This is a genomic window from Thalassospiraceae bacterium LMO-JJ14, assembly GCA_021555105.2.
Classification (GTDB): Bacteria; Pseudomonadota; Alphaproteobacteria; order Rhodospirillales; family Casp-alpha2; genus UBA4479.
The window spans coordinates 1,959,568-1,985,624 of record CP134604.1 but is presented as its reverse complement, the minus strand read 5'-3'; the positions used below and the strand labels follow the sequence as shown (position 1 = coordinate 1,985,624).

Here is a 26,057-nt window from a genome sequence, read left to right as displayed (position 1 = left end):
TGATGCGCCGTAAACCCGAATTTCATGCATATATTGTGTATTAAGTGGATAACTCTGATATCAACTCAACCATCCGTTCGGCCGTTGCCCCGTCCATGGTCTCGCCGAACAGGGCGTCACGATAGCGTGTGCGCAATTCCATACCCGCATCGGGGGTTTTAAGGGCAAGATCGACGGCACGGGCCAGATCCTCTGTTCGGGCGACGTCCCGGCCGATTTCGCGCCAACGCCATTCGATCCCTTGCGGGTCGTAAGCGGCCTCGTCCGCGGAATATTCCGGGTTTTTCAGCAGAATAATCGGGCGGTCGACGGCCAGATAATCGAAAACCACGCTGGATACATCGCTCACCAGCACATCGGCTGCTTTGAGGTATGGCAACAGGTCGGTTTCCGGGTCGTCGACAAAAAAGACTCGTTCGTGTTCATGTGCCGCTCTGGCCCACGTTTCAATCCATTTGGGTTGGCGGATAAAGGTTTCGGGGTGCGGCTTGATCACCAGCGTGACGTCATGACGTGCACCGCGGATCAAATCGACGATATTCTCGCCAAGCATTCCCGCCGATGAAAGCTGCGGCCGGTGTCCGGGCGCATATAGCACGGTTGCCGACGCATCCATGAGGGGCCTTGGCGTTGGGAGCGTATCGCCTCTGAACAACGGGTCCAGCGGCAAATGACCGCAGACCCTGACCTGCAAAGCCTCGGCAAGGCCCAGCTTAACCCAGGCATCACCGACAATTTGCCCCGGCGCACAAACAATATCCGCGCCATCGAATGCCGCCCGGAAACGGTTTTGCGAGGCAAGAAACACCGGTGCCGAGATAATCAGCGCATTGGGAACCAGTTCGCGCACCTGCGCCGTCTGCGTCCCGCCGACCACGATGACATCCGGTTTGAATTCGACGAGATCGCGTCCATCCGATGTGAGAAGCGGCCAATGTGAGGATTGTGCCTGCCTGAACAGTGCGGACAGAGGGTAGAACTGTTCCGCACCATTGAAATGAAGTGCAACCCGGCGGGCCCTGCTATCGCGTTCGACAAGTTTGCGCCCGTCACGTTCGACGGCGAGGCTCATTTCACCGGCATGCGCGAGCAGGTTTCCTGGGGCCAGCCGTAAGGCATCCTTAAAAGCCTGCAAAGCTTCGGCCCGCCGGCCGGCACTTTTTCGGGCATACCCAAGATGCACCAACGCCTCGATCCGCTTCGGGCTCAGGCGCAGGCTGCGCTCCAGCGATTTGACCGCCTCATCCGCGGCACCCACATGCCGGTAAGCCGCGCCCAGCAGGTAATGCGCGTCTGCATTCTCGGGCGCCAGGGACACGGCATCCTGCAGATACGCGATCCCTCCCTGCTGATCACCCCTCAGGAACAGCGCCTTGCCGAGGTCGAGCCTGGCATCGACGGCCGTTGGATTGCCGGCAACGGCCTTTTCAAAATAATTGACCGCCTGATCGAGATGATGCGCTTCGGCCAATAGTTCGCCCATGAATTGATTGGCAAGCGGGTCGGTCGGATTTTGCGCCAGGGCATTCTGAAAATATTCCGCCGCCGCCTTATCCGACCCCTGTCTGCGTGCCGTCAGCCCGAGATCGACCATCGAAACACCGACCTGCGCATCCTCTTGGCCGGGTTTATCCGGCTGCGCCGACGGCGTCAGACGGACCACGCCCATCTTCGCCAACCAGCCCAGGGTTCTGGGCAAGCGGTAACGCCGCTTTTCGGGCAGCAGTTCGGCGAGTTGAATGACCTCAACCGCCTCGCGCTCCGACAGGTGGGACAGGCAGTGATCTTGCTCATCGGGTTCCAGAAGGGCGTGCCCCGCCGTATCATTGATGGGGTTGGAGCGAATACGCTTGAGGCGGTTCGCCACACCTTCGCCGCGTTCGATGCCGGGCGACAAAGACACCCGGGCATGTTCCGAGATGGCATGCGTCGCATATGCCTTGAATACGGAAAATGGATCATCCAGATGCGGGATCGCCGGACGCCCGGGGATCGGCGGTGCGATTTCCGCAGCATCGGCGCGAACCCGTCGAAGTTCCGACCATAATGCCTGATGTCGCCGGATGACGACCGGCCAGTCATAGGTCTGCAGCGCGGCTTGGCGCGCAGCGGCACTCATTTTACGGCGGTGCCCCATATCTCCGGCCAAAGCTTCGAATGTTTCCGCTGCCGCACGAATGTCGATGACCGTCGTCTGGCTGACGGTCCCGGCAAGAAACGTATCGGCCCTTAGCCCGTCCGCCCCCATGATCTCGTTTTCGGGCGCCAGCGTCAGATCGCCGCCGCTTTCCGGTAGCGGCAGCCAGGTCGGCACCAGATAGCCGTTTTCGCCATTCGCGACGATATCCCTGTTGGCGCCCCAATCCGCCGCCACAACCGGCAATCCGGCGGCCATCGCCTCAAGCATTTCGGTATCGACGCCATGGTTCAGTGCATCGTCGAAGGCGGCATAGGCATCAGCTGCGAACCATACCCGGTCACGGATATCAGCCTCGCGCCCATCCAGAAAAATCGCATTCACCGCCGGGGCGAATTCACGGATCGCCTCACGGTAGGCGCGCTCGATTTTCTCATTATCGAACCAGCCCGCCTGCAAAAGGTGAATACGCACGCCGGTGCGTCGCGCCGTTGCTTCAAGCGCCAGATACAGCGGCGTCGGGTGGGAACGCTGATAGAATGCGAAATTCCCCGTCGTCAGCACACAGAAGTCTTCTTCGCGGATGCCCAACCGCCGCCGCACGCCTTCTCGCAGACCCTGCGTTTCTGCCGTTTCTTCATACATTCCGGCATTGATACCTGGCGGAATGACGAAACCAACTCCGCCGAAGCTGTGTTCCCCGCCCATCCTGAAACCCAGGTACTCCGCCTGCATTTGCAACAGGCGCTCTGCCGTCTGCTTGACCGTTTTCGACGGGTAGACCACCGCATCCCAATGTTGCGCTGGTGCGATCAGCAAATCGCACAGTGCCGCCTGCGTTGCCGCCGCCCCAAGGTTTTCGATTTCACCGACAATGGAATAATGACGCTGCCCAAAGGTGCGCCGCCGCCACATCAGGGGCCCGATATCCGGTCCGGACAGCCGTAACAACGGGGCATCCCGAAAGCCCTTGCGGTCACCCGGCGCGACATAACGGCATTCGCGCTGCTGGGTATCGGCCTTGGCTACACGGCTGACGAAGTCGTCGAAATCCTCGGGGTCGTGCGACTGGCAGAAAAAACCCGATACGCCGCTGTGTTTGACGAATGCCCCCAGAAACGAACCGGCAGAGCGTGGCCGGGCATCGATGTCGCGGCGATAGAAATGCACCGCATTTTCAGCGCCGTCCTGAGCGGCCTTGCTGACCTTCACCGGCTTAACATGAACCGCCATAAACCTTCCCCCGGGTAATGCGGATCAGAACAGGTGCTGGCCACCGGTCACCCAAACCTCGGTACCGGTAACGTACTGGCTGTCTTCCGAACAAAGATAATAAATCGTCCCCGCGACGTCCGCCGGCGTTCCCATACGCTGCAGCGGAATGCGCGGGATCAGCAGATCGTATTCAGGCCCGACCATCTCGGTTTCGATCTCGCCCGGTGCCACGGCATTGACGCGCACATCCAGTTCCGCGAACTCGTTCGCCATTTCGCGCGTCAGGCCCGAAAGCGCGGTTTTCGATATGGAATAGGCCGAGCCGGCAAACGGATGAATGTAATGTCCGGCAATCGATGTGACATTGACGATCGCCCCCTTGCCCTTATGCAGATCGCTGGCGAAACCCCGTGACAGTTTCAGCGGGGCGAAGAAATTCAGCTCGAACACGTCATGCCACGCATCGAGATCACCATTGAGGATGCCCAGACGTTCCTTGTACGGGGTCTTGGGCGACATGCCGGCGTTGTTGACCAGCGCATGCAGCGGATGGCCGCCGAGCGCCTTTTTCGCTTCCTTGATGAAGTTCTGAATGCTGGCGTCATCGCCCAGGTCGGTCGGGATATGGCAGGTCCACTTAGGCTCGCGTTTGCAGGCCTCGGGCGCTTCGTCACGCGAGCACGTGATGATGTTCCAGCCGCGTTCCAGAAAAAGCCGGGCCGTATAATGACCGATGCCGCGGCTGGCACCGGTGATGATAACGGTCTTGCGATCTTCGTCGTCTGAATGAGTGTCGTTCATGTGCAGACGGTACTTGAAAGCGGCACCTCTGGCCAGAGCTTGAAAGCCCTGTGCGCCAATAGAAAATCATGATTCCAACGGTGACGGGGTGCCGTGAATGTTTATGATCGGCTCATGTGCTCGAACTTCGAACTCAATGCCGCGCCCGGCGACATTTCATCAGCATTCGGCCTCGACGAAGACCCGCCGTTGCCGAACAAGGCTGCGTTGCGCCCGACCGACCTGTCGCTGATCATCGGCATGGGGAACATCCCCCTTCTGCAGCCGTGGGGGCTTAGCGTTGACTGGTCGAAGCAGCCGATGATCAATGCGCGCAGCGAGACGCTCAGCGAGAAGCCGACATTTCGCGGACTGCTGGATAAACGCTGTATCGTTCCCGCCAGTGCCTATTTCGAATGGCGCAAGACGGACAGCGGCAAAAAGCTCAAGAACCGGATTTCGGTTTTGGGGGAACCCGTCTTCGGCATGGCCGGGCTGACGGATGGTGAACGTTTCACGATCATCACCTGCACGCCGACGCCGAAGATTGCGCACATCCACAATCGCATGCCGGTAATTCTCGACCCGCCCACGATCGATGTATGGCTGGGTGCACAGCCTTTCGCTGAGGTTTCCGGCATTCTTGTGCCTTATGAAGGAAATCTTCTGTTCGAAGAAGAGAAGCCGCCGCCCCCGGCGCAGGCGGATTTGTTCGGTTAACCGACGTCTAACCGCACTGGCCACGATGGCGCAGGAACTGATCGGCCAGCACACAGGCCATCATCGCCTCGCCAATCGGTACGGCGCGGATGCCGACACAAGGGTCGTGGCGACCCTTGGTGACGATGTCGGTTTCATTGCCGCTTCTGTCGATGGTCGCGCGCGGCGACAGGATCGAACTCGTCGGTTTGACGGAAAATCGGACAACCACATTCTGACCGGTTGAAATACCGCCCAGAACGCCGCCGTTATTGTTTGACGTGAACACCGGCTTGCCGTCCACGAACCGCATTTCGTCGGCATTTTCCTCGCCCGTCAGCCGGGCCGCATCCATGCCGGCGCCGATCTCGACGCCTTTGACCGCGTTAATGCTCATCATCGCAGACGCCAGTTCGGAATCCAGCTTGGCATAAACCGGCGCCCCCCAGCCTGCCGGCACACCAGAAGCTATAACCTCGATAACCGCGCCGACGGACGATCCCTGCTTGCGGATGCCATCAAGATAATCGGCAAATACCCCGGCACTCGCAGCGTCGGGGGCGAAAAATGGATTGTCGTCGACCGCATCCCAGTCGCGCACGCCGTCCGGCACGGCCTTGTCGCCCATACGGATCAGTCCGCCGCGTATAACGATCCCGTCGCCGAGAATCTTCCGCGCCACGGCCCCGGCTGCGACCCGCATCGCGGTTTCGCGCGCCGACGAGCGTCCGCCGCCCCGATAATCGCGAAAGCCGTATTTGGCATCATAGGTATAATCGGCATGGCCGGGACGATACTTGTCCTTGATGTCGCCGTAATCCTTGGACCGCTGATCGGTATTTTCGATCAGCAGACCGATCGGTGTGCCGGTCGTCCTGCCCTCGAACGTACCGGACAGGATTTTGACCTGATCGGCTTCCTGGCGCTGCGTCGTGTATTTCGACTGGCCGGGACGACGCTTGTCCAGATACGGTTGGATGTCGCTTTCGCTCAGCTCAAGCCCAGGCGGACAGCCGTCAACGACACAGCCCAGCGCAGGGCCGTGGCTTTCGCCGAAGGTCGTCACCCGGAAAAGATGGCCGAAAGTGTTGTGCGACATGGCTCAGCTCAAGTCAGACGACAGAGATATCGGGCGCATCGACGGCTTTCATGCCGACGATATTATAGCCGCAATCGACATGGTGCGTTTCGCCGGTCACGCCGCTCGACAGCGATGACAGCAGGTAAACTCCGGCACCGCCGATGTCGTCCATGTTGACGTTGCGGCGCAGCGGCGAATTGTACTCGTTCCACTTCAGGATATAACGGAAATCCCCGATCCCGCTGGCAGCCAGCGTTTTCATTGGCCCGGCAGACAGTGAATTGACGCGAATCCCGTCCTTGCCGAGATCTTCGGCAAGGTAGCGCACGCTGGCCTCAAGCGCCGCCTTGGCGACCCCCATGACATTGTAGTGCGGCATCACCCGCTCGGCCCCGTAATACGTAAGCGTCAGCAGGCTTGCGCCTTCGTTGAGCAACGGACGTGCACGCTGGCAGACCGCCGTGAACGAATAACAGCTGACGTTCATGGTCAGTTCGAAATTCTCTGGCGTGGTATCGATATACGCGCCCTTGAGCTCTTCCTTGTTGGAATAGGCCACCGCATGGACCAGAAAATCGATCCCGCCCCATTTTTCTTTCAAGGTATCGAAAACGGCATCAATGCTGGCGGCATCCGTGACGTCACAGGGTAAAACCAGATCCGAACCAACGGATTGCGCAAGCGGCACCACCCGCTTTTGCAAGGCTTCGCCCTGGAAAGTGAATGCCAGCTCCGCTCCCTGTTCGTGTGCCGCCTTGGCGATCCCCCATGCGATAGAGCGATCATTCGCAACACCCATAACCAAGCCGCGTTTACCTTGCATCAAAGGTGCAGGTTGACCCATTTTTTTATCCTCGTCTTTTACTCACCATATTCCCGCATCGGGAATCTGCCCTCGGAGACATGCTACACGCAAAATTCCGATCAAACCATGTCATCGCACAATATGTTTCGCGGCAGGGGCTTTGCCATATAATAAGGCGAACAATGCGTCAATCGGATGGAGCGCCGAATGCGGGAAAACTCAACCGAAGATGAGCATAACGGCGGATATCCGGACGATTCAGTGAATATCCTTCCGGACGAAGCGGAGAAGGAAAATGTCGCCGGTATAGAGGTCGTCCTGAACGAAGTCGGGGCATTTTCGAGATTCGTCGGCAATCGCTTCGCCGAAGACCGCTGTCTGCGCATGGCCGCCGGCCTGAGCTACACATCGCTCCTGGCCGTCGTTCCGCTGACGGCGATTGCATTTTCGATGCTGGCCGCTTTCCCCGTCTTTTCCGGCGTGCGCGAAGCCCTGCAGGAAGCCCTTTTCGCCAATCTCCTGCCGCAAACAGCCGATGCCACGCAGCATTATTTCAACCGCTTCGTGCAAAACACGACAACCCTGAGCGCCGTCGGGATCGTCGCTCTCGCGGCGACGGCGGTTCTGCTACTCGGCACCATCGAAGCGGACATGAACGCAATCTTTCGCGTCGTCCGAACCCGTGCGTTTGTGCCCCGACTTCTGGTGTTCTGGGCGTTACTGACGCTTGGGCCTATGCTTTTAGGGGCCAGTTTCTCTCTCTCCACCTATTTCTTTGCGGCAACTCAATGGATCGGCATCGATACAGGCGGGGAATCCGCAGCCTTTTTCGGGACATTCCTCCCGACCATCATGATGATTCTTTTGCTGTCGGTTTTTTACATCATCATCCCGAACAGACCGGTCGGCATGACGGCAGGATTCGTCGGCGGCATCGTCGCCGGTATCGGGTTCACGGTGCTCCGCAAGTTGTTCGGCTGGTACATCATCACGTTTCCGACATACCAGAATATCTACGGGGCCATGTCCGTAGTGCCGATTTTCCTGGTCTGGATGTATCTATCCTGGCTTTTGGTCCTGATGGGCGCCGTACTGACGGCGAGTGTCAGCGAATGGCAGTCTGCCGGGGGAAAACCGCTGACGTCGGCTGTCGGCTCCAGCATGCGCTTTGTCATTGCCGTGCAGATCCTCGCTGTCCTGTTCGACTCCAGCAGGGATGGTGGCGGGGCCGTTCACCGCAGTCACATCCTTAGAACAATCGGCGGCGGCGGCGAAGCCATAGATCGCATCCTCAATCAGCTCCGCGCCGGTCACTATGTTGAACGGACTGCCGCAAACCGATGGATTCTCGCCCGTGATCCCGAGACCGTGACTCTTTTCGACCTTTATCACGCTCTGGGACTGGGTTTTGCGGAAAATGCCATCATCGAAGGCGGCGAGCCCTGGCGTCAGCGACTGCAGGAACGCGTCAACGAACTCAGAAATTCCAACAGAAGCGTGCTGGGCATTTCATTGCGGGATATCCTTGAAGATGAAGGTGCTACCGCGGTCGTACGGGAGGTCGGCAGCGAACGCTGAGCCTATTCCAGATTATCAGCGCGTTTGCGGATAAATTCGGTAAGATCCGGATCGGCTTTTTTCGGCAAGGTCAGCACCAGCGTGACGAAATGATCGCCGCGTTCGCCGCTTTTCCGTCCGCCATCAGCAAGACCTCGCCCCTTCAGACGAAGCCTTGTGCCGGTGTTTGAATTGGCCGGCACTCTGACATTGACCATGCCGTCGATAGTCTCGACCTGTATTTTGCCGCCAAGAACGGCAGTATCCAGGTTCACCGGGGCATCGGTATAAATATCACGACCCTTGCATTTGAATACAGGATGTTCATCAACGGCCACTTCGATCAGGGCATCACCATCGCGTCCTTGACCGAACCCCCGCATGCCCTGCCCTTTCAAGCGCAGAACCTGACCGCTGACGGTTCCCGGCGGCACGGTGACCTTGAGCACGGCGCCGTGCGTGGTGCTCAATTCCGTGTTTGCCCCCCGCGCGGCTTCGAGGAAACCGACATTCAAGGTATAATTGACATCAACGCCATCGATATCCGGGGCCGACCGTGAGCGGAAGAAACCCTCAAATCCGGATTTTCGCGGCTTTTCCTTTTCAGGCTTAGGCTGATCGGCGGACTTTGCGCGCCGCTTTCGCCCTTCGGCACTGATCTCGCCACGGTCGTACTGGGCACGGCGAACCGGATCCGACAATATCTGATATGCGGCTGAGAGTTCCTTGAATTCCTCTTCCGCCCATGGATTGCCGGGGTCGAGGTCCGGATGCATCTCGCGCGCCTTACGGCGATAAGATTTCTTGATCTCTTCCGCACTGGCATCAGTTGCAACACCAAGAACACGGTAAGGATCGCCACTTTTTTCTTTTGCTGCCATGTGCGTATTCAGATGGCCCGCTCCGCAGCTGCGGCCTTGTCGCGTGTCCATTTGTTGTCCGGCAGACGGCCAAGCCGTTCGGAAATCAGCATTCTGGCAACATTAATCCGGTTGGATTTAAGCGCCGCATCGATCAGCACCATGGAAAAAAGATCGCGTTGTGCATGCGAACCGCCAAGCTTGTGTAGTTCGTAGCGGATCGGCAGCAGCGTATCGACGACGTAACCGTAATCCCCATGGCGGTGCGCGACCAGTGCATGTGCCAGCGGCAATCCGAGCATCTGCGTCACGTATGCATTATCGTCGCCCTTGGTCGTAGCATAAGCCTGCATCGCATCCAGAAGATCCTGCGCATCATCACCGTCCACGGCGGAAAGCGAAATTGCATGGTGGACATCGATGAAGGCCAGTGCTTGATCGGTTTTGTGCAGCTTGCATTTTTCGGCCAGAGCCTCCCAGCGCGCACCGACATCCTGATCATGCAGTTCAAGCCGCAAGAGCACCGCTGCATCATTGATGAGATCAAGATATTCATCCGATTCCGGATCCCATAAATCCTCATCATACAGCCGAAAGACGTCATCGTACTCGGCCCGGTCCAGATGCATCAGCATCCGGTGCCACCAGACGTGATAACGGAAGTTGTTGGCCGTAATCCAGCCAGGCTGGTTCTTCTTTATCCACGCGATACCGGCATCCGGCAGATCGCGCATTTCATAGACATGTGCAACGGCATGAATCGCCCACGGGTTCTCGGAAATTATATCAACGGCTTCTTCGCCTGCCTTGATCGCCGCATCGTAGTTATGCGTTTCCTCGTAACCGAAGGACTGCATGCCTTTGACATACCCATAGCCGGGCACGTCCGGCGACCAAGCATACAAGCGTCGGGTCACGGTATCGCGCAAATTCTGCCCGTCGCCTTCATAAAAATGCCCGTGGTGTGCTAGTCTCAGCGCCAGCGCATCCAGCGGATTACCGACAAGAATGGCTTCCCACATGGCGATCGCTGCCCGCTTGCGTCCATTCGCCCAGTGTTCGGCCGCATCGATATGCATTCGTTCACGTGGATTGGCATTTTCGGCAAGCTTGCGGGCGTCTGCGGCTGCTTTTTGCGCCCGTATCTGCAAGGGGCCGGTCGCCATCAGCATAAAGAAATAGGTTTTCAGGGCATGCGCCAGCGGCATATCGGGATCGGCATCGAGGGTTGCCTTCAGGTTCGGGCCGGCGTTTGGGTTAATCCCGAGATACGACACGATCGTCGCATCGAAGGCTTTAACGGCATCCTCCGACGCCGCCGTGATTTCCAGTCCACGGCAATCCTGAAACATCAACAAACTCCTGCAACTAACAAACCGGTGCTTGGAAGCTTAGGGGGAAACGTCCCCGCGTGACAGCCCCTAGCTGATATCGGAACATTTTTTTCAGGGTCTCAAAGTGCTCATCGCCGGACCTCAGGAATACGTCGAGCGAAGCCTCAGGGTTAGCGTTTTAATGATAAGCGACATGACTTTATCCGTTCGACCGAGGCGAGCCAAATAGTCTTCCCTGGTAAAGATCAAAGCTTCTCCATCGCTTGAGGCCATCGCCGTCACCGAGTGCGTCGTGTTATCGATCAACGCCATTTCACCGATGATTCCCCCCGCTTCGACCACCGCCACCTGTTTGCTCCAGCCGGACCGGGTGTTTCGGGACAAGACGACGTCACCGGATTTTATAACCAGGGCAATGTCGTCTTTTTTTCCTTCTTCGAAGAGAATTTCACCCTTCATGAAATGCCGTGACTCCATTCACCCCTCGCCAGGATATTGAGAATGAGTTCGAAAGTGCATCTTACAGCGTTTGCAGAATGTTCCAACCAGCACCGTTGATATTGCTTCCTTTGGATATACGATAGAAACCTTGTGCTCTTGGCCTTTGTATCGGTTATTTTTTTCAGTGTTTTAATTTCAAGACAGGATGCGCCCATGCCACCAGCTACTCCAAGCGTTCAGGAAATCGACGCCGCCACCGCAAAATCATGGCTCGACGCCGGAACCGCCGTGCTGCTGGATGTCCGCGAAGATCAGGAACTGGCTGAAGCACGCATTGCGGGCGCAACACACAACGCCATGTCCTCATTCAATTTTGATAATATTCCCAAGGAAGCCGGGAAAAAAGTCATCGTCATGTGTGCGCACGGCATGCGCTCACTTCAAGTCGCCGATTACCTGCTGCACCAAGGCATGCTTGACGAGGCGTATTCCCTGAACGGCGGCATCGTTGCCTGGGCGCAATCTGGGTTCCCTTACGAACGCGGCTAAGTAGATTTCCCCGCAACGATCAGAAACTCGATATTTCCTTCCGGACCTTTAATCGGGCTTTCCACGATACCCTCGACGGTCCAGTCTTCCATGCCATCAAGCCATGCACGGATGTCTTCACAAACGGCTGCATGGATGTCCGGGTCGCGGACAACGCCGCCCTTGCCGACATGTTCGCGCCCTGCTTCGAACTGAGGTTTGATCAATGCTGCAAGCCGGGCGTTGTCTTTTGTCAACGAAAGCGCCGCCGGCAGAACCGTTTTCAGGCCGATAAAACTGGCATCGCAGACAACGATATCCGCAAGCTCGGGTATTTGTTCATTGGTTAGATAGCGGGCATTGGTTTTCTCGAGAACCTTCACACGGTCATCGGAGCGCAGCTTCCATGCCAGTTGTCCATGGCCGACATCGACAGCATAAACCCGTGCGGCCCCGTTCTGCAGTAACACATCGCTAAATCCGCCGGTGGAGGCGCCGACATCAATGCAGACCTTGCCTTTTGGATCGATATGAAAATGCTCAAGTGCATGGGCCAATTTCAAGCCGCCACGGCTGACCCAGGGGTGGTCCTGACCCCGCACCTCAAGCTCGCTGTCCGGGGCCATCTGCTGCCCGGCTTTTTCAAGTTTGCGTTCCTTGGAATAGACCAGTCCGGCCATAATCAGGGCCTGAGCGCGGGAACGGCTTTCAACCAGTCCCCGGTCCACCAGCAATTGATCCAGGCGGACCTTGGCGATGGGATTACGCCCTGACGGGCGAACTCAGCTCGCTCTCGCGGCCAAGCGCGGTCATCACTGTCTCGACGATGTGTGATGCATTCAGGCGGGCACGCTCATACTGCTTTGCCGGCTTGTCCTGATCGAAGAACTCATCGGGCATCATCATGGCGCGAACCTTGAGGCCGTTTTCCAGCAGACCGTCATTGGCCATAAACGTCAGCACGTGCGAGCCGAAACCGCCGACGGCGCCTTCTTCGATGGTCACAAGCACTTCGTGATTGCGGGCCAGATCGCGGATCAGATCCTCGTCGAGCGGCTTGGCGAAACGCGCGTCGGCGACGGTCGTCGACAAACCGCGGGACGCGAGTTCCTCGGACGCCTTGATGCATTCCTGCAAGCGTCCACCGAAGCTGAGGATCGCCGCCGTCTTGCCCTCGCGGACAACACGACCTTTGCCTATTTCAAGGATTTCTCCCCGTTCCGGCAGCTCGACGCCAACGCCTTCACCGCGCGGATAGCGGAACGCCGACGGGCGGTCATCAATGGAAAGCGCTGTCCGCGTCATGTGCATAAGCTCGGCTTCATCAGCGGCCGCCATGATGACGAAATTCGGCAACGTCGCCAGATAGGCAATGTCGAATGCGCCGCAATGGGTCGATCCGTCATCGCCGACATAACCTGCCCGGTCGATGGCGAAACGCACCGGCAACGATTGGATCGCAACATCGTGCACGACCTGGTCATAGGCGCGCTGCAGGAACGTTGAATAGATTGCGGCGAAGGGTTTGTAGCCTTCGCTCGCCATGCCGGCGGCGAAGGTCACGCCGTGCTGCTCGGCGATGCCGACATCGAAGCTGCGTTCCGGGTAGATGTCGCCGAACTTGTCGACGCCGGTGCCGGACGGCATGGCTGCGGTAATGGCGACAACCTTGTCGTCGTGCTTTGCTTCTTCGATCAATGCCTTTGCAAAAACATTGGTATAACTGGGCGCGTTCGGTTTCGGCTTATGCTGCTTGCCGGTAACGACATCGAACTTGGAGACGCCGTGATATTTGTCGGCGGATTCCTCGGCAGGCTTATACCCATGGCCTTTTTCGGTGACGATATGCAAAAGCACCGGACCATCTTCGGAATCGTCACGAAGATTTTTCAAAACCGGGATCAGGTGATCCATATTATGGCCGTCGATCGGCCCGACATAGAAAAAGCCAAGTTCTTCAAACAGCGTCCCGCCGGTCACCATGCCCCGTGCATATTCCTCGGCGCGCTGGGCAACGGTCTCGATCTGGCGCGGCAGGCGCTTGGAAACGTTTTTCGCGAGATGGCGGGCCGAACGATAAGTCTTAGACGAGATCAGCCGCGACAGGTATGCCGACAGGGCACCGACGGGCGGCGCAATCGACATGTCGTTATCATTCAGAATAACGATCAGACGGGCATCCATGGAGCCGGCGTTGTTCATCGCCTCATACGCCATGCCGGCTGTCATCGCACCGTCGCCGATCACGGCAATCACGTTATTGTTTTTACCGGAAAGCTCACTGGCAACCGCCATGCCGAGGCCGGCAGAAATGGAGGTCGAGGAATGTGCCGCACCGAACGGATCGTATTCGCTCTCGCTCCGTTTGGTGAACCCGGAGATACCGTCGCCCTGTCGCAGGGTCAGCATCTGGTCGCGGCGACCGGTAAGGATTTTGTGCGGATAACATTGGTGACCAACGTCCCAGATCAAACGGTCATCGGGCGTGTTAAAGACGTGATGCACGGCCACCGTCAATTCGACAACGCCCAGGGATGCACCCAGATGGCCACCGGTAATCGATACATTGCGGATCGTGTCGCGGCGCAGCTCGTCGGCAAGCTGGCGCAACTGTTCCATTGACAGGTCACGGGTGTCCGCCGGGTAGTTGATCGTATCAAGTAGCGGCGTTTCGTTAATCTTGTCCAACGGTGCAGTCCCTTTTGTCTTCAGTCGTCCGTCGATCCGGCCAGATTCTCAGATTTGTCATAAAAAAGCACACGAATTTTCAGTATTTCGGCAATTAATTGCGTCGAGTCACGATAAAATTCGCAAGATGCTTTAAATGCTCACCTTTTTCATCGAACATTTCAAGGTGAGCCGCCGCCTGTTTTGCCAGTAAATGGGCCTGTTCGCGGGCTCGTTCAACACCCAGCAGCGATACAAATGTCGCTTTTCCGGCGGCTTCGTCCTTGCCTGTCCGCTTGCCGACTTCGTCAGCATCACCTTCGACATCCAAAAGATCGTCTGCAATCTGAAATGCCAATCCTATATCGTGCGCATAATGGTGCAGGGCCTGGCGGGCCGCATTGGAAGCCTGCCCCATCATCGCCCCCATATCGCAAGCAACCGCAATCAGCGCCCCCGTCTTCATGCGCTGGAGCCTTGTAATTTCCGGAATATCAAGTTGAGCCTGTTCCGCAACCAGATCCAGCATCTGACCGCCGACCATGCCATGTTCACCGGACGCCTTGGCCAATGCCAGGCAAAGGTTCGCACGGACGCTGGCATTGTCGTGCGTTTCCGGGTCGGCCAGAACCTCGAATGCTTTCGTCAACAGGGCATCGCCGCAGAGGATGGCCGTCGCCTCGTCGAATTCCTTGTGTACCGTCGGACGGCCGCGGCGCAGGTCATCGTCGTCCATGGCCGGCAGATCATCATGAACCAGCGAATAGCAGTGCACTATTTCAAGGGCACAGGCCGCACGATAGGCGCGGCTCTCGGAAACGCCGAACAGCGCGGCTGACTGCGTCACAAGGAAAGGCCGGATTCGTTTGCCGCCGCCGAGCGTCGCGTAGCGCATCGCCTCGATCACCCGGGCTTCTGGCGTATCGGTTTCCGGCAACAACCGATCGAGCTTTTTTTCAATATTTTCAGCGCACGTTGCGAGCGCGCGTTCGAGTTCAGTCATGAGGGTGTCCTTCAGGCGTCGTCGAGGGGTTGTGTATCAACCGCACCGTTTGTGCCGACAACGATCTTGTCGATGCGAGCTTCCGCTTCCTTGAGCTTGGCCTCGCAATGACGCTTCAGGAAAACACCGCGAGTGTACCCGTTGATCGAGGTGTCGAGATCCCCTTCACCGGCTTCAAGTTCACGCACGATACCCTCAAGCTCTTCGAGTGCTGCCTCGAAGCTCATTTCGGCAATTTCGTCCGGAATTTTTTCGTGCTCTGCGGCTTTGTCCTTGGCCATACGGACAACCTCTTTTCGGCAATTCGAAAACGGCGCGCAGTCTAGGCGTCAAGGCCGGTACGGGCAAGCTGTCAATGCTCCATCAGCGATTGCACGTGCTCCATGACACTGACACGCAGGGCATCGAGGTCGTAGCCACCCTCCAGCATCGAGACAACCCGCCCGTCACAGACCTCGTCCGCCACATCAAGCAGCTTGTCTGTGACCCAGCGGTAATCCGCGGTCTCCAGCTCCAGTTGCGCCAGTGGATCGTTCTTGTGCGCATCGAAACCGGCCGAAATGATGATCAGTTCCGGATTGAAGGCACGGATCGCCGGCAGCATGACTTCCTCATACCCGTCTCGGAAACCTTTCGAGCCCGTCCCCGGCGCCAGCGGCACATTGCAGACATTGCCGTACTGGCCGCGTTCCGAGGTGGAGCCGGTCCCCGGATAGGCAGGGTACTGGTGCGACGAGCCGTAAAACAAGCCATCCACATGCTCAAAACTGTGCTGCGTGCCATTGCCGTGATGCACATCGAAATCAATCACGCAGACACGCTCCAGACCATGCTTGGCACGGGCATGAAAAGCTGCAGCCGCAGCCGAATTGAAAAGACAGAAGCCCATGGCCTGCGAAGATTCGGCGTGATGACCCGGCGGACGGACCGCGCAAAAGGCATTCCTCGCCTGCTTGGCTATAACCGCATCGACGGCAGCAACCCCGGCACCTGCAGCGCGCTGCGTGGCTTCACCCGATTTCGGTGACATTGCCGTATCGGGGTCGAGCCTGACGCGCCCCTCGCTCGGCACATTATCCATGATCATGTCGACATATTCTGCCTTATGCACCAGCTTGACGTCGGCCAGGTCGACGACCGGTGCTTCCTCACGATGCAGATGCTGAAATTTTTCGTCCTCCAGCCCGGCCATGACGGCGCGTAGCCGATCCGGGCGTTCCGGATGGTATTCGCCAGGATCGTGCTCGATGCAGGCCGGATGGGAATAAAGAAAAGTCGTCATGCAAGTGCCCTTTCGGGGTCAGTTACCCTTTGTCGTCAGGGCACGGAGATAGTCCACAAGATCCGATAACTGCTTGTTATCGGTTACACGTTGTACCGGCATTTTGGTGCCGGGCAGCATCTTGTCCGGCCCTTCGCTGAACAACCGGAAAAGGTTCTTTTCGTCCCAACGGAACTTAACGCCTGTCAACGCAGCAGAGTACCGGTAGTTTTCCACAGCACCGGCCTCGCGGTTAAAGAGGCCCCCGAAATGCGGGCCCGAACGTGCAGGACCGTCGGCGCTTAGCGCATGGCATTTCGCACACTTGGTAAAAAGCCTGGCCCCGGGATGATTGCTCTCCAGCCATGGCTGCGGTTCGTTTTCGGCGATATAGGTTTGCCCGATCCTGTCACCTGTCTCGATGTGCCAAATTCTTGCCTGCTCGTCGGAACTCGCAGAAACGGCGAACCGTCCGTCCGGGGTGTATGTCGCGGCCCAGGCAATGCGTTCATGTGCTGCGATTTCATGGACCGGATTGCCGCTGGATAAATCCCATTCAACGATATAGCCGTCCTTACCCGCGGTTAATGCACGCTTGCCGTCGGGTGAAAATTCCACGTCGTAAACCTGGCCGTCGCGCACATCGAGTTTGCGCACTTCAGCCATCTTTTCCAGATCCCAGAGCCGAATGGTCTTGTCGATGCTTGCCGACAGCAGTTGCTTTCCGTCCGGTGACAGGCTCAACGCGGTGACCCCCATCAAATGGCCTTCGAGCTTTCCGGCAATATCCCCCGTATCGGCATTCCAGAGTTCAATGACAGGATGATGGCCGCCGCTCAGCAGATATTTTCCGTCCTGAGTAAAGATCACGGCGTTGACCGGGCTGTTGGTTTGCAAAGCTCTGATTTCACTGCCGGATTGCAAATCCCATATCTTGATGGATTTGTCCCACGACCCCGTTGCGGCCAACTTGCCGGACGGCGAAAAAGCAGCAGTCATCACCTTGTGCTTGTGACCTGTTAATTTGTGAATTGGCGTAAATGAGGCGAGATCCCAAATAATCGCCCGATAATCGTCACTCGTGGTCAGTGCTCGCTTACCTGTCGGGTCGAATGTGACGCTTGTTACGGGCCCCTCATGAAGGTCCAGCACGGCAAGTTCGCTTTGATCGCCGAAATTCCATACCCGCGCCGAGAAATCAAAACTGCCGGTTATGACAAGTTTGCCATCGGTCGATACATCGACGCTCCTGACCATGCCGCCGTGCCCAATCAGGTCTGCATTTCCTTCGCCAGAAAGAAGCAGAAAGGTCGCTGTCGCGAAGATCAGATGCTTAAGCATTCGCATAAGGGATATTTTGGCCACGCAAACATTTTTTTCAATGCAATTGCGACACAATTACAACGGCCCTACCCAACCGCTCAGTCCGGCCGGTGGGCACGGATGAAGACATCCGTTGCGGCGCGTGCTTTTTCCGAGATTTCGTCTGGACCCGGTAATTCGCGCAGCGCCAGGATACACTGCATGTGTAAATCGCCGCGCAGCATGGCGAAAAACAAGCCGGCAGCGGCTTTTGGATCTTCTATTTTCAACTTTCCCTGCGATGCCAATACATCGAGGTCTGCCGCCAGGCTTTCCATCGCTGATTTCGGTCCGGCCCGATAAAATGCCTGCGCGAGTTCAGGAAAACGTTCGCATTCGGACAATATCGTCCGGTAAAGTGTGATGCTTTCCTTGCTCAACACAAGTGTCAGAAACAACCTGGCTGTTTCAAAAAGCATGAGTTCGGGGGGAGCATCCCGCATGACGTGTCCGCCGTTCGCCCGCATCAATTCTTTGCACTTACTGCTGACGATTTCCTCGAACAATGCCTCTTTAGCGCCGAAGTGACTGTAAACCGTCTGCTTTGACACACCGGCTTCGGAAGCAATCAGGTCCATGCTCGCCGCACCGTAGCCCATCGACATGAAAACACGGGCTGCCGCACAGACAATGGCTTCATGTTTTGCAGCCGATGCCGGAGACAATTGATTTGCCGATTTTTCCAATGAAACCGCCACTCTTGAATAGTCTCCCGTGCATGCAGATGTGATGACGTGAAGGCACAATTCGATTGCCTTAGAAATTAAACTAAATTAAATTAGACTGGACCGTCCAGTCTAATTTCAGGATTGTCTCATATACGCATTGCCTGGCCTTGCCGTCAGGGTATTTTTTTGCACTTAGACTGGCTTTGGTTGCCTGTTGGGGAAAATGAAGATGACGACGTTCGGATACCGCAATATCGGACAGGTTTTTGCTGCTTTGGCGCTTTCAATGTTCGTCATGCCCCCTTTGCACGCTCAAGATGCGAAGGAGCAACCCGCAGCCGCCGCCCCAAAGGCGAAAGCTGTCGGCATGGATACTGTCCGCACAGAACCGCTGCGTCAGACCGTCCCTGTCATCGGCCGGTTTGTTCCCCATCAGACGGGAGTCGTCGCGGTGCGCGTCGCCGGCCCGGTTGAAAAATACATGGTTGAAGTCGGCGACCGGGTCGCCGCCGGCGATGTCATCGCCCTGCTCGTCGACAATTCCTTTGTCTGGGAGCGCAATCGCCGCAAAGCCGATGTCGCCAGCGCCCAGGCCAGCCTGGAAACCAGCCGCGCCAGTATGCAGCTTTTGGAGCAGGAATTGAAACGGCTTGAGGGTCTGAAGGATTCCCCTGCCTTCTCGCCGGCACGTCTCAGCGACAAAAAGCAGGAAACCATCCGTGCCAAGAGCGAGGTCGGCGAAGCCAGTGCCAAATTGAAATCCGCCCAGGCCGAGTTGGAACTGGGCGAGATCGCCCTCGCCAACACCGTTATTCATGCCCCCTATGACGGGATCATCACGGAGCGTCATTCCGAGGCTGGGGCGTATCTTCGCGTCGGAGATCCCACCGTCACCCTGCTTGACGACAACAATCTTGAAATCGAGGCAGATGTCCCGGCAATCCGGATCGACGGTCTTGACCGGGGTCGCGAACTGAAGGCGGTCATGGAAGACGGCTCTGAACTGAAAGCCATCGTCCGCGCCGTGATCCCCGACGAAAACCCGCGCACACGGACCCGCCGCGTCCGCTTTGTTTCCGATTTCACCGGCCCTGTCCGCTCCAAGGCAGCCAATCAGACCGTGACCGTTTATGTTCCGGCCGGCGAAATCCGTGATGTCGTGACCGTCAGCAAGGACGCCATCCTGAATCGCGGTGGCACACAGCTTGTCGTGCTCAATGCCGACGGCAAGGCAACCTTTACACCGGTCAAGCTTGGCCAGGCGATCGGCCAGCGGTTTGTCGTTGAGAATGGCCTTAAGGAGGGCGACGAAGTCGTCATTCGGGGTAACGAGCGGCTGTTCCCCGGCGAGCCGATCAAAAACAGCAATACCCCGGCGGCAAAGGACAAAGCATCATGAACGGCTTGATCCGCTTATCGATTGAGCGGCCCATCGCCGTTCTGGCGGCGGTTCTGATGGTCGTCATGTTCGGTGCTGTTGCACTTGCCAAAATTCCGATTCAGCTGACACCTGACGTCCGCAAACCGATCATCAGTCTGGAAACGATCTGGCCGGGCGCCGCACCTGCTGAAATCGAACGCGAAATCACCAACGAGCAGGAAGAGGTCCTCAAGGGGATTGAAGGGCTTGAGGAGATATCCTCGGAAAGCCAGGACGGCCGCTCGCGCATTACGATGGAGTTCACCGTCGGTCAGGATATGAGCCGGGCACTTTTGCTGACTGCAAACCGTCTCGACCGCGTCAGCAATTATCCCGATGAAGCCGATCAGCCGTCGATCCGCACCGCCAGTTCGGAAGACAATCCGATTGCCTGGTTCGTGTTGGTACGGACCGGAGACAATGAACAGGCTATCCACACGTTCGGCGATTATGCCGAAGATGTCATTCAGGACCGCCTTGAACGGGTAACCGGTGTTTCACGTGTGAACATGTATGGCGCCGCCAATCGCGAGATGGTCGTCCGTGTCGACCCCAATGCCATGGCGCGTTATCGACTCACGGTGTCCGACGTCGTCGACACCATGCGTGCCGCAAACTCATCTGTTTCCGCCGGTGACGTCGATGAAGGCAAGCGCCGCTATATTGTCCGCACCGAAGGCGAATTCACGTCGCTCGAGGATGTCAAAAATGTCGTCATTCGCTCGCAAAGCGACGGCACCGGTGTCGGTGTTGCCCGTGTCACCGTCGGCGACATCGCGCAGGTGCTTTTTGATTACTCCGATCCGAGTGCACGTATTCGTGTGAACGGACGCCCTGCAATTGCCATCAACACCGTGCGTGAAACCGGCGCCAACGTGATTGAAACAATGGACGGCATCCGCGCCGCCATAACTGAGTTGAACGATAAACTTCTGCCGAGCCAGCAACTTCAGCTCATCCAGGTCTATGACGAGACGGTGTACATCGATTCCTCGATCAGTCTGGTGCAGCAGAACATCGTCATCGGCGGCCTGCTGGCCGCGTTTGTCCTTTTGATTTTCCTGCGCTCGGGCGGCGCAACGCTGATTGTCTCGATGGCCATCCCGGTATCCGTCATTGGTGCTTTTGTCGCCATGGCTTTCCTTGGCCGTTCACTCAACGTGATCTCGATGGCCGGCATTGCATTTGCCGTCGGCATGGTCGTCGATGCTGCGATTGTCGTGCTCGAGAATATCTTCAGATTGCGCGAAAAAGGCTATAGCCGTGTCGAGGCGTCATACCTCGGGGCCAAACAGGTCTGGGTCGCGGTCCTGGTGTCCGCGCTGACAACCGTCATGGTATTCATCCCCATTCTTGTCATGGATCTCGAGGTCGGGCAGTTGTTCCGCGATATCGCCGTGGCACTTTCGGTGTCGGTGATGCTATCGCTGTTGGTGGCTATCACGGTCATTCCGGCACTGTCGAAAAAGCTGCTCGGCGGTCCGGACGAACACAGCATTACGCGCCGTCGCATCCCCGGCATCGATAATATTGCCGAGGGCTTCCATGCATTCGTGATTGGGTTTACCCGCCGCGTCATCGCCAGCAAAATGCTTTCGATCGCAACCGTGCTGGTCCTTTGCAGTGCAGGCGCCTTTACCACATATGCCCTGCTTCCGAAGCTCGAATACTTGCCGGACGGCAATCGGAACCTGATCTTCGGCGTCGTTGCACCGCCACCAGGCTACAACCTCGACACCACGGAAGACATTGCCTCCAAATTCGAGGCCGAAATGATTCCGTTGCTGGCCGAGAATAACCCGGAAGGAAAACGTGCCGATGGCGCACCGCTGGTTGACCGGTTCTTCTTTGTCGCCACGCGCGGCATCACATTCCTGGGTGCATCGGCTTACGATCCGGATCGGGTCAAGGATCTGATCCCGATCCTCAAGTCGGCGGCCCTCAAGGAGCCGGGCACGTTCGGCCTTATTTCCCAGCGTTCGCTGTTCGGGCGCGGCATCGGCGGTTCGCGCTCTATTGAATTGAATGTGATGGGTGAAGACCTTGAAACCATCCTCGGCACTGCCGTACAGGCTGTCGGTCTGGTGGAGCAGGTCCTGCCCAGAAACGAAGGGACGCAATTGCGACCGAAACCCGGACTTGAACTGGGCGCGCCTGAAGTACGGGTTTATCCGAACCGGGTAAAACTGGCGGATAACGGCGTTACCGCGCGGCAACTTTCCGATACACTGGATGCATTCAACGACGGTCTGCGCGTTGCCGAGATTACCGTCGGCAACAAACGCATCGATCTGAAGATCAAGGGGCCAGATAATCAGGTAACGGAGACTCAGGGCATCAACTACCTGCCCGTTTCCACCCCTTCGGGCATCATTCTGCCTGCGAGTGAGCTTGCCGATATCGTTGTCACGTCGGGCCCTACGCAGATAAATCACCTGGAAAGACTCCGGACCGTGACGCTTGAAATTCGACCGCCGGATTCAGTCCCGCTGGAAACGGCTCTCGACACACTGCAAACAGGCGTCATTGATAAATTGCAGGCACAAGGACTGCCGCCGGGTGTCCAGTTGCGCATGACGGGAACGGCCGACAGCCTGAACCAGACCTGGGCGCATATGAAATTCGATCTGTTGATTGCCGTCGTTATTGTCTATCTGGTGATGGCCGTCCTGTTTGAAAGTTTCGTCTATCCGATGGTCATCATGCTGTCGGTGCCACTGGCGACAGCCGGCGGTGTACTGGGGCTGGCGGTGATGAACCAGTTCACGTTCCAGCCGCTCGACATGCTTACGCTATTGGGTTTCGTGATCCTGATCGGGATTGTCGTCAACAACGCCATTCTTCTTGTACACCAGACGCTTTATCATATGCGCGAGGAAGGTATGTTCGTTACCGACGCCATCATGGAATCCACCTCGAACAGGATCAGGCCGATCTTCATGTCGACGACGACAAGTGTCTTCGGCATGATGCCGCTGGTGTTATTCCCGGGTGCCGGATCGGAATTGTATCGCGGCCTTGGGTCGGTGGTCCTTGGCGGCTTGTCGCTTTCCGCAATTCTGACACTGGCAATCATTCCGCCGTTGATGTCGCTTTTCTGTGCCGCTGTCGAGCGCAACCGTGATGAGCGCATGCAGCGAAAGGCCGATCAGGACGCCGATGACCGCAAGAGCGGCCTTCCGGCTATCGAGGACAAATCAGCCGATAGCACGACGATTACCTCTCCGACACCGAACAAGCCCCAGGCTGAACCCAACGCTGCGGAATAAACGTGCTTATACATAATGTAAGGTTTGCCATCATCGGCGCGGGCATTGCCGGCGCTTCGCTCGCCTATCGCTTGTCAGAACAACTGGGCAGCGGCAGGGATATTCTTCTGCTCGAACGCGAAGACCGTCCCGGGTACCATTCAACGGGCCGCTCGGCCGCCGTTTATACCGAGACATACGGGCCACCGGTGATCCGTGCGCTGACGGCGGCTTCGCGGTCGTTCTTCGATGCTCCGCCGTCCGGGTTTGCCGACAATCCGCTGCTACATCCCTTGGGGCTCATGCTGATCGGCGGCGAACACCGGCGCGAAAAGGCAGACAATCTTTTCGAGCAATGCCGCGCCTTAACTCCCACTATTCAATATCTTGAAGGTGATGCCGTCAGTAACCTCGTCCCTGTATTGAAACCGGAATGGGCTGCCGTCGGTGTTCTCGAGCCTGACGCCATGTCCATGGACGTCGCGGCGATACACGAAGGCTATCTGAGAGGCTTCAAATCCAGAGACGGCGTCATCCTAACGGATGCGGGCGTCCTTGCTGCAGATTGCACTTCAGGCCTATGGCGCCTCGAAACGAGAAACAGCACCGTGAATGCCGAAGTCGTCATCAATGCATCCGGGGCCTGGGCCGACGAGATTGCCCAGATGGCCGGGTTGTCGCCGCTGGGGATCCAGCCGAAGCGGCGCACGGCGCTTGTTTTTCAGGCACCGAGCGAACACGACACTTCAACATGGCCGATGATCAACGACATCGACGAAACCTTTTATTTCAAACCGGATGCCGGGCGCATTCTTGCTTCGCCGGAAGAAGCGACACCGATGCCGCCATGCGATGTACAACCTGACGAGTACGATATCGCCGTCACTGTCGATCGCATCGAAAACGCGACGACGATGCAAATACGGCGGATCGACAACAAGTGGGCGGGGCTGCGGAGCTTCTTCGATGACGGCGTCCCGGCGCTGGGCTTCGACCCGCGGGCCAAGGGATTCTTCTGGCTCGCTGGGCAAGGCGGTTACGGCATCACGACATCGGACGCAATGGCCAGGCTTGCAACGCACCGGATTTTGAACATCCCCGACCCTGGCGAGGTAATCGACAAAGGTGTCGATCTCAGCGTGATATCACCGGCGAGGCTGGTGAAGTGAAGTACTTGATGCTGGCTGGATCTAGCTTCGCTTTTTCAGGGCAATAAAAAATACGCCGCCATCTTCATTATTGCTCACCAACTCATGGCCTGTCGTCGCACTATATATCTCGAAATCCTTTGGCGCTGCAGGATCGGTCACCTCGAGTTCCAGAACATCGCCGGGCATGAGATCCTTCATTTTCTTGTTCGCACGAAGGACCGGCAGCGGGCAATTGAGCCCTTTCAGGTCAAGGTGAATGGTGTTCATTTATCGGCCCCAGAGCAATTTCCATTAGACGTAAATTCGATTAATTCACAGGGATTTACAAGAGCACGGCAAAAATTGAGTCGCGCAGGTCACGAAACTGTGTTTGGCCAAATACGTATCCGCCAGTGTAGTCATTCGCAATGCCGACATGAAGTCGATACAGCAACAAGATGAAGACCATGCCCACTCTAGCGACACGTCAATCACCTGAATTTTTGAATTTCAATCCGCGAGAACGTGCCAGCAACGTCCTCAAGGCAATGGGCAACCCACACCGCCTCAAAATCCTTTGCCACTTGTCGCGTGGAGAAGCCTCCGTTTCGGCATTGGAAGATGTAACCGGCCTCAGCCAGTCTGCGCTATCCCAGCATCTGGCCAGATTGCGCCAGGAAGGGCTGGTAAAGACCCGCCGCCATGCACAGACAATCTATTATTCACTTTATGGCAATGTCGCGATGCAGGTCCTGAAGGCGCTCCGGGACGCAAAGCTTATCTAATCCGCTTAACCCCCGCGAAGCTCAGGCCGCCCGCGAGAAAACATCCACGCCATCCTCCCCGCAGATACGTGTGACGCGGCCATCGTCGACAAGGTGATGCAGATGCGCCAGCGTCTCGCCAATGGCAAAGAACGTCTGGTGCTCGTCCAGTTCACGCTTGAAAAGACGATAAAGAACTTCGACACCGGTGCTCGGTACATGCAGGGCATCGACCGTTTCGTTCAATCGCTCCACATGATGCGCGTCCAGGTCGTCCAGACGCGCATGGACCCCCCTGAACGGCCAGTTGTGACTTGGCAGCACCAAGGGGTCGCCGCTCACTTCGGACCGCAGACGGGCGATCGAATCAATATACAGTTCAAGCGGACGGCCTTCCGGTTCCTGAGGCCAGACACTGACATTAGGGCTGATCTTCGGCAGCACCTGATCCCCGGAAATCAGGACATCCGCTTCTTCGCAATAAAGACAGGCATGTTCCGGCGAATGGCCGCGGCCGACGATCATACGCCATTTTCGGCCGCCAATATTAATGCTTTCCCCATCGGAAATGCGGTGAAAGGACGATGGTAACGGCGCAATGTTATGTTTGTATCCACTGGCACGGCGCGCAACCGAGTTCATCATTTCCGGGGTAAAGCCAGCCCGTTTATAAAAGGTTCCGAATGCGTCCGCGGAATGCTCTTCACTGTCCATCGACAGCATCCGGCCGAATGTCCATTCCGTCAGCGGCATGATCAGCGGCGCATTGAACCGCGCTGAAAACCACCCGGCAAGGCCGGCATGATCCGGGTGAAAATGCGTCACGACAATGCGCGTGACCGGCCGTTCGCGCATAACTCCGCTGAACAGAATCTCCCAGGCGGCCTTGACTTCGTCGCGGCAAATGCCGGTATCGACGACGACCCAGCCGTCACCATCTTCGAGCAGCCAAAGATTGATGTGATCCAGTTTGAAGGGCAGCGGCATGCGCAGCCAGTGAATGCCCGGCAGGACCTCGATGGTTTCACCAAGTGCCGGCTCGCCGTCAAAGACGTAATCGGGTACATAAGTCATGGCGCGTTTGTAGCGTCTCAAGC

Annotated in this window: 23 protein-coding genes; 7 read left to right on the top strand and 16 right to left on the bottom strand. The window is 57.3% G+C overall.

Annotated features, from left to right (window positions below):
* Positions 1–40 precede the first annotated feature (40 nt).
* Both L2D14_09545 and L2D14_09540 read right to left on the bottom strand, forming a co-directional pair.
* On the bottom strand, positions 41–3,370 hold the full coding sequence (locus L2D14_09545) for a tetratricopeptide repeat protein (protein ID WNJ98125.1): 3,330 nt from the start codon (positions 3,368–3,370) through the stop codon (positions 41–43).
* Positions 3,371–3,394: 24 nt separating this feature from the next.
* Positions 3,395–4,153 carry an SDR family oxidoreductase gene (locus L2D14_09540; GenBank protein WNJ98124.1) on the bottom strand — a complete coding sequence of 253 codons (759 nt, stop codon included), beginning with the start codon at positions 4,151–4,153 and terminating at the stop codon, positions 3,395–3,397.
* 93 nt (positions 4,154–4,246) lie between these two features.
* Here L2D14_09540 and L2D14_09535 point away from each other — a divergent pair, with 93 nt between their 5' ends.
* A complete protein-coding gene (locus tag L2D14_09535) occupies positions 4,247–4,852 on the top strand; it encodes an SOS response-associated peptidase (GenBank protein ID WNJ98123.1) in 606 nt (201 codons plus the stop codon).
* Between the two features lie 7 nt (positions 4,853–4,859).
* Here L2D14_09535 and aroC read toward each other — a convergent pair whose 3' ends face one another.
* Together aroC and fabI are read right to left on the bottom strand one after the other, a co-directional pair.
* The gene (gene aroC, locus L2D14_09530) at positions 4,860–5,930 is read right to left on the bottom strand and encodes a chorismate synthase (GenBank protein WNJ98122.1); all 1,071 of its coding nucleotides are present in this window, start codon (positions 5,928–5,930) and stop codon (positions 4,860–4,862) included.
* Positions 5,931–5,943: 13 nt separating this feature from the next.
* On the bottom strand, positions 5,944–6,756 hold the full coding sequence (gene fabI / locus L2D14_09525) for an enoyl-ACP reductase FabI (protein ID WNJ98121.1): 813 nt from the start codon (positions 6,754–6,756) through the stop codon (positions 5,944–5,946).
* Between the two features lie 168 nt (positions 6,757–6,924).
* Here fabI and L2D14_09520 point away from each other — a divergent pair, with 168 nt between their 5' ends.
* On the top strand, positions 6,925–8,295 hold the full coding sequence (locus tag L2D14_09520) for a YihY family inner membrane protein (protein WNJ98120.1): 1,371 nt from the start codon (positions 6,925–6,927) through the stop codon (positions 8,293–8,295).
* A gap of 2 nt (positions 8,296–8,297) precedes the next feature.
* Here the strand turns inward: L2D14_09520 and L2D14_09515 are convergent, their stop codons facing one another.
* The 3 genes from L2D14_09515 to L2D14_09505 all read right to left on the bottom strand — a co-directional run bounded on the left by L2D14_09515 (position 8,298) and on the right by L2D14_09505 (position 10,927).
* Positions 8,298–9,155: a DnaJ C-terminal domain-containing protein gene (locus L2D14_09515; protein WNJ98119.1), complete on the bottom strand. Its 858-nt coding sequence runs from the start codon at positions 9,153–9,155 to the stop codon at positions 8,298–8,300.
* Between the two features lie 8 nt (positions 9,156–9,163).
* Positions 9,164–10,486 carry a tetratricopeptide repeat protein gene (locus tag L2D14_09510; GenBank protein ID WNJ98118.1) on the bottom strand — a complete coding sequence of 441 codons (1,323 nt, stop codon included), beginning with the start codon at positions 10,484–10,486 and terminating at the stop codon, positions 9,164–9,166.
* 123 nt (positions 10,487–10,609) lie between these two features.
* Positions 10,610–10,927: a cyclic nucleotide-binding domain-containing protein gene (locus L2D14_09505; protein WNJ98117.1), complete on the bottom strand. Its 318-nt coding sequence runs from the start codon at positions 10,925–10,927 to the stop codon at positions 10,610–10,612.
* Between the two features lie 195 nt (positions 10,928–11,122).
* Between L2D14_09505 and L2D14_09500 the strand changes: the two genes are divergently transcribed.
* Complete coding sequence (locus tag L2D14_09500) at positions 11,123–11,458, top strand: rhodanese-like domain-containing protein (protein ID WNJ98116.1); 336 nt, start codon at positions 11,123–11,125, stop codon at positions 11,456–11,458.
* Here L2D14_09500 and L2D14_09495 read toward each other — a convergent pair.
* The 7 genes from L2D14_09495 to L2D14_09465 all read right to left on the bottom strand — a co-directional run bounded on the left by L2D14_09495 (position 11,455) and on the right by L2D14_09465 (position 18,428).
* Positions 11,455–12,195 (bottom strand): TlyA family RNA methyltransferase, encoded by a 741-nt coding sequence (locus L2D14_09495; GenBank protein WNK01670.1) that lies wholly within the window; start codon positions 12,193–12,195, stop codon positions 11,455–11,457. The two genes, L2D14_09500 and L2D14_09495, sit on opposite strands and share 4 nt — an antisense overlap.
* 4 nt (positions 12,196–12,199) lie before the next feature.
* The gene (dxs, locus tag L2D14_09490; protein WNJ98115.1) at positions 12,200–14,125 is read right to left on the bottom strand and encodes a 1-deoxy-D-xylulose-5-phosphate synthase; all 1,926 of its coding nucleotides are present in this window, start codon (positions 14,123–14,125) and stop codon (positions 12,200–12,202) included.
* Positions 14,126–14,219: 94 nt separating this feature from the next.
* Positions 14,220–15,107, bottom strand: a complete 888-nt coding sequence (locus L2D14_09485; protein ID WNJ98114.1) for a polyprenyl synthetase family protein — start codon at positions 15,105–15,107, stop codon at positions 14,220–14,222.
* Between the two features lie 11 nt (positions 15,108–15,118).
* The gene (locus L2D14_09480; GenBank protein ID WNJ98113.1) at positions 15,119–15,388 is read right to left on the bottom strand and encodes an exodeoxyribonuclease VII small subunit; all 270 of its coding nucleotides are present in this window, start codon (positions 15,386–15,388) and stop codon (positions 15,119–15,121) included.
* Positions 15,389–15,459: 71 nt separating this feature from the next.
* On the bottom strand, positions 15,460–16,389 hold the full coding sequence (locus L2D14_09475; GenBank protein WNJ98112.1) for a histone deacetylase family protein: 930 nt from the start codon (positions 16,387–16,389) through the stop codon (positions 15,460–15,462).
* A gap of 18 nt (positions 16,390–16,407) precedes the next feature.
* Positions 16,408–17,733, bottom strand: a complete 1,326-nt coding sequence (locus L2D14_09470) for a c-type cytochrome (GenBank protein WNJ98111.1) — start codon at positions 17,731–17,733, stop codon at positions 16,408–16,410.
* A gap of 56 nt (positions 17,734–17,789) precedes the next feature.
* A complete protein-coding gene (locus L2D14_09465) occupies positions 17,790–18,428 on the bottom strand; it encodes a TetR/AcrR family transcriptional regulator (GenBank protein ID WNJ98110.1) in 639 nt (212 codons plus the stop codon).
* Between the two features lie 199 nt (positions 18,429–18,627).
* Here L2D14_09465 and L2D14_09460 point away from each other — a divergent pair, with 199 nt between their 5' ends.
* The 3 genes from L2D14_09460 to L2D14_09450 are packed head-to-tail and all read left to right on the top strand — an operon-like array spanning position 18,628 to position 24,235.
* The gene (locus tag L2D14_09460; GenBank protein WNJ98109.1) at positions 18,628–19,797 is read left to right on the top strand and encodes an efflux RND transporter periplasmic adaptor subunit; all 1,170 of its coding nucleotides are present in this window, start codon (positions 18,628–18,630) and stop codon (positions 19,795–19,797) included.
* Entirely contained in the window at positions 19,794–23,087 is a 3,294-nt protein-coding gene (locus tag L2D14_09455) for an efflux RND transporter permease subunit (GenBank protein WNJ98108.1), read from the top strand. The genes L2D14_09460 and L2D14_09455 overlap by 4 nt, the downstream gene beginning before the upstream one ends.
* Positions 23,088–23,089: 2 nt before the next feature.
* Positions 23,090–24,235, top strand: a complete 1,146-nt coding sequence (locus L2D14_09450; protein ID WNJ98107.1) for an FAD-binding oxidoreductase — start codon at positions 23,090–23,092, stop codon at positions 24,233–24,235.
* A gap of 21 nt (positions 24,236–24,256) precedes the next feature.
* Here L2D14_09450 and L2D14_09445 read toward each other — a convergent pair whose 3' ends face one another.
* Positions 24,257–24,484 (bottom strand): sulfurtransferase TusA family protein, encoded by a 228-nt coding sequence (locus L2D14_09445; GenBank protein WNJ98106.1) that lies wholly within the window; start codon positions 24,482–24,484, stop codon positions 24,257–24,259.
* 179 nt (positions 24,485–24,663) lie between these two features.
* Here L2D14_09445 and L2D14_09440 point away from each other — a divergent pair, with 179 nt between their 5' ends.
* Entirely contained in the window at positions 24,664–24,981 is a 318-nt protein-coding gene (locus L2D14_09440; protein WNJ98105.1) for a metalloregulator ArsR/SmtB family transcription factor, read from the top strand.
* Between the two features lie 21 nt (positions 24,982–25,002).
* Here L2D14_09440 and L2D14_09435 read toward each other — a convergent pair whose 3' ends face one another.
* A complete protein-coding gene (locus tag L2D14_09435) occupies positions 25,003–26,055 on the bottom strand; it encodes an MBL fold metallo-hydrolase (protein ID WNJ98104.1) in 1,053 nt (350 codons plus the stop codon).
* Positions 26,056–26,057: the final 2 nt, after the last annotated feature.

What these genes read in the sequence shown, in the direction of transcription:
- L2D14_09545 (WNJ98125.1), bottom strand. Translation starts at nt 3,370, where the DNA reads ATGGCGGTTCATGTTAAGCCGGTGAAGGTCAGCAAGGCCGCTCAGGAC.
- L2D14_09540 (WNJ98124.1), bottom strand. Translation starts at nt 4,153, where the DNA reads ATGAACGACACTCATTCAGACGACGAAGATCGCAAGACCGTTATCATC.
- aroC (WNJ98122.1), bottom strand. Translation starts at nt 5,930, where the DNA reads ATGTCGCACAACACTTTCGGCCATCTTTTCCGGGTGACGACCTTCGGC.
- fabI (WNJ98121.1), bottom strand. Translation starts at nt 6,756, where the DNA reads ATGGGTCAACCTGCACCTTTGATGCAAGGTAAACGCGGCTTGGTTATG.
- L2D14_09520 (WNJ98120.1), top strand. Translation starts at nt 6,925, where the DNA reads ATGCGGGAAAACTCAACCGAAGATGAGCATAACGGCGGATATCCGGAC.
- L2D14_09515 (WNJ98119.1), bottom strand. Translation starts at nt 9,155, where the DNA reads ATGGCAGCAAAAGAAAAAAGTGGCGATCCTTACCGTGTTCTTGGTGTT.
- L2D14_09510 (WNJ98118.1), bottom strand. Translation starts at nt 10,486, where the DNA reads ATGTTTCAGGATTGCCGTGGACTGGAAATCACGGCGGCGTCGGAGGAT.
- L2D14_09505 (WNJ98117.1), bottom strand. Translation starts at nt 10,927, where the DNA reads ATGAAGGGTGAAATTCTCTTCGAAGAAGGAAAAAAAGACGACATTGCC.
- L2D14_09500 (WNJ98116.1), top strand. Translation starts at nt 11,123, where the DNA reads ATGCCACCAGCTACTCCAAGCGTTCAGGAAATCGACGCCGCCACCGCA.
- L2D14_09485 (WNJ98114.1), bottom strand. Translation starts at nt 15,107, where the DNA reads ATGACTGAACTCGAACGCGCGCTCGCAACGTGCGCTGAAAATATTGAA.
- L2D14_09480 (WNJ98113.1), bottom strand. Translation starts at nt 15,388, where the DNA reads ATGGCCAAGGACAAAGCCGCAGAGCACGAAAAAATTCCGGACGAAATT.
- L2D14_09475 (WNJ98112.1), bottom strand. Translation starts at nt 16,389, where the DNA reads ATGACGACTTTTCTTTATTCCCATCCGGCCTGCATCGAGCACGATCCT.
- L2D14_09460 (WNJ98109.1), top strand. Translation starts at nt 18,628, where the DNA reads ATGACGACGTTCGGATACCGCAATATCGGACAGGTTTTTGCTGCTTTG.
- L2D14_09455 (WNJ98108.1), top strand. Translation starts at nt 19,794, where the DNA reads ATGAACGGCTTGATCCGCTTATCGATTGAGCGGCCCATCGCCGTTCTG.
- L2D14_09445 (WNJ98106.1), bottom strand. Translation starts at nt 24,484, where the DNA reads ATGAACACCATTCACCTTGACCTGAAAGGGCTCAATTGCCCGCTGCCG.
- L2D14_09440 (WNJ98105.1), top strand. Translation starts at nt 24,664, where the DNA reads ATGCCCACTCTAGCGACACGTCAATCACCTGAATTTTTGAATTTCAAT.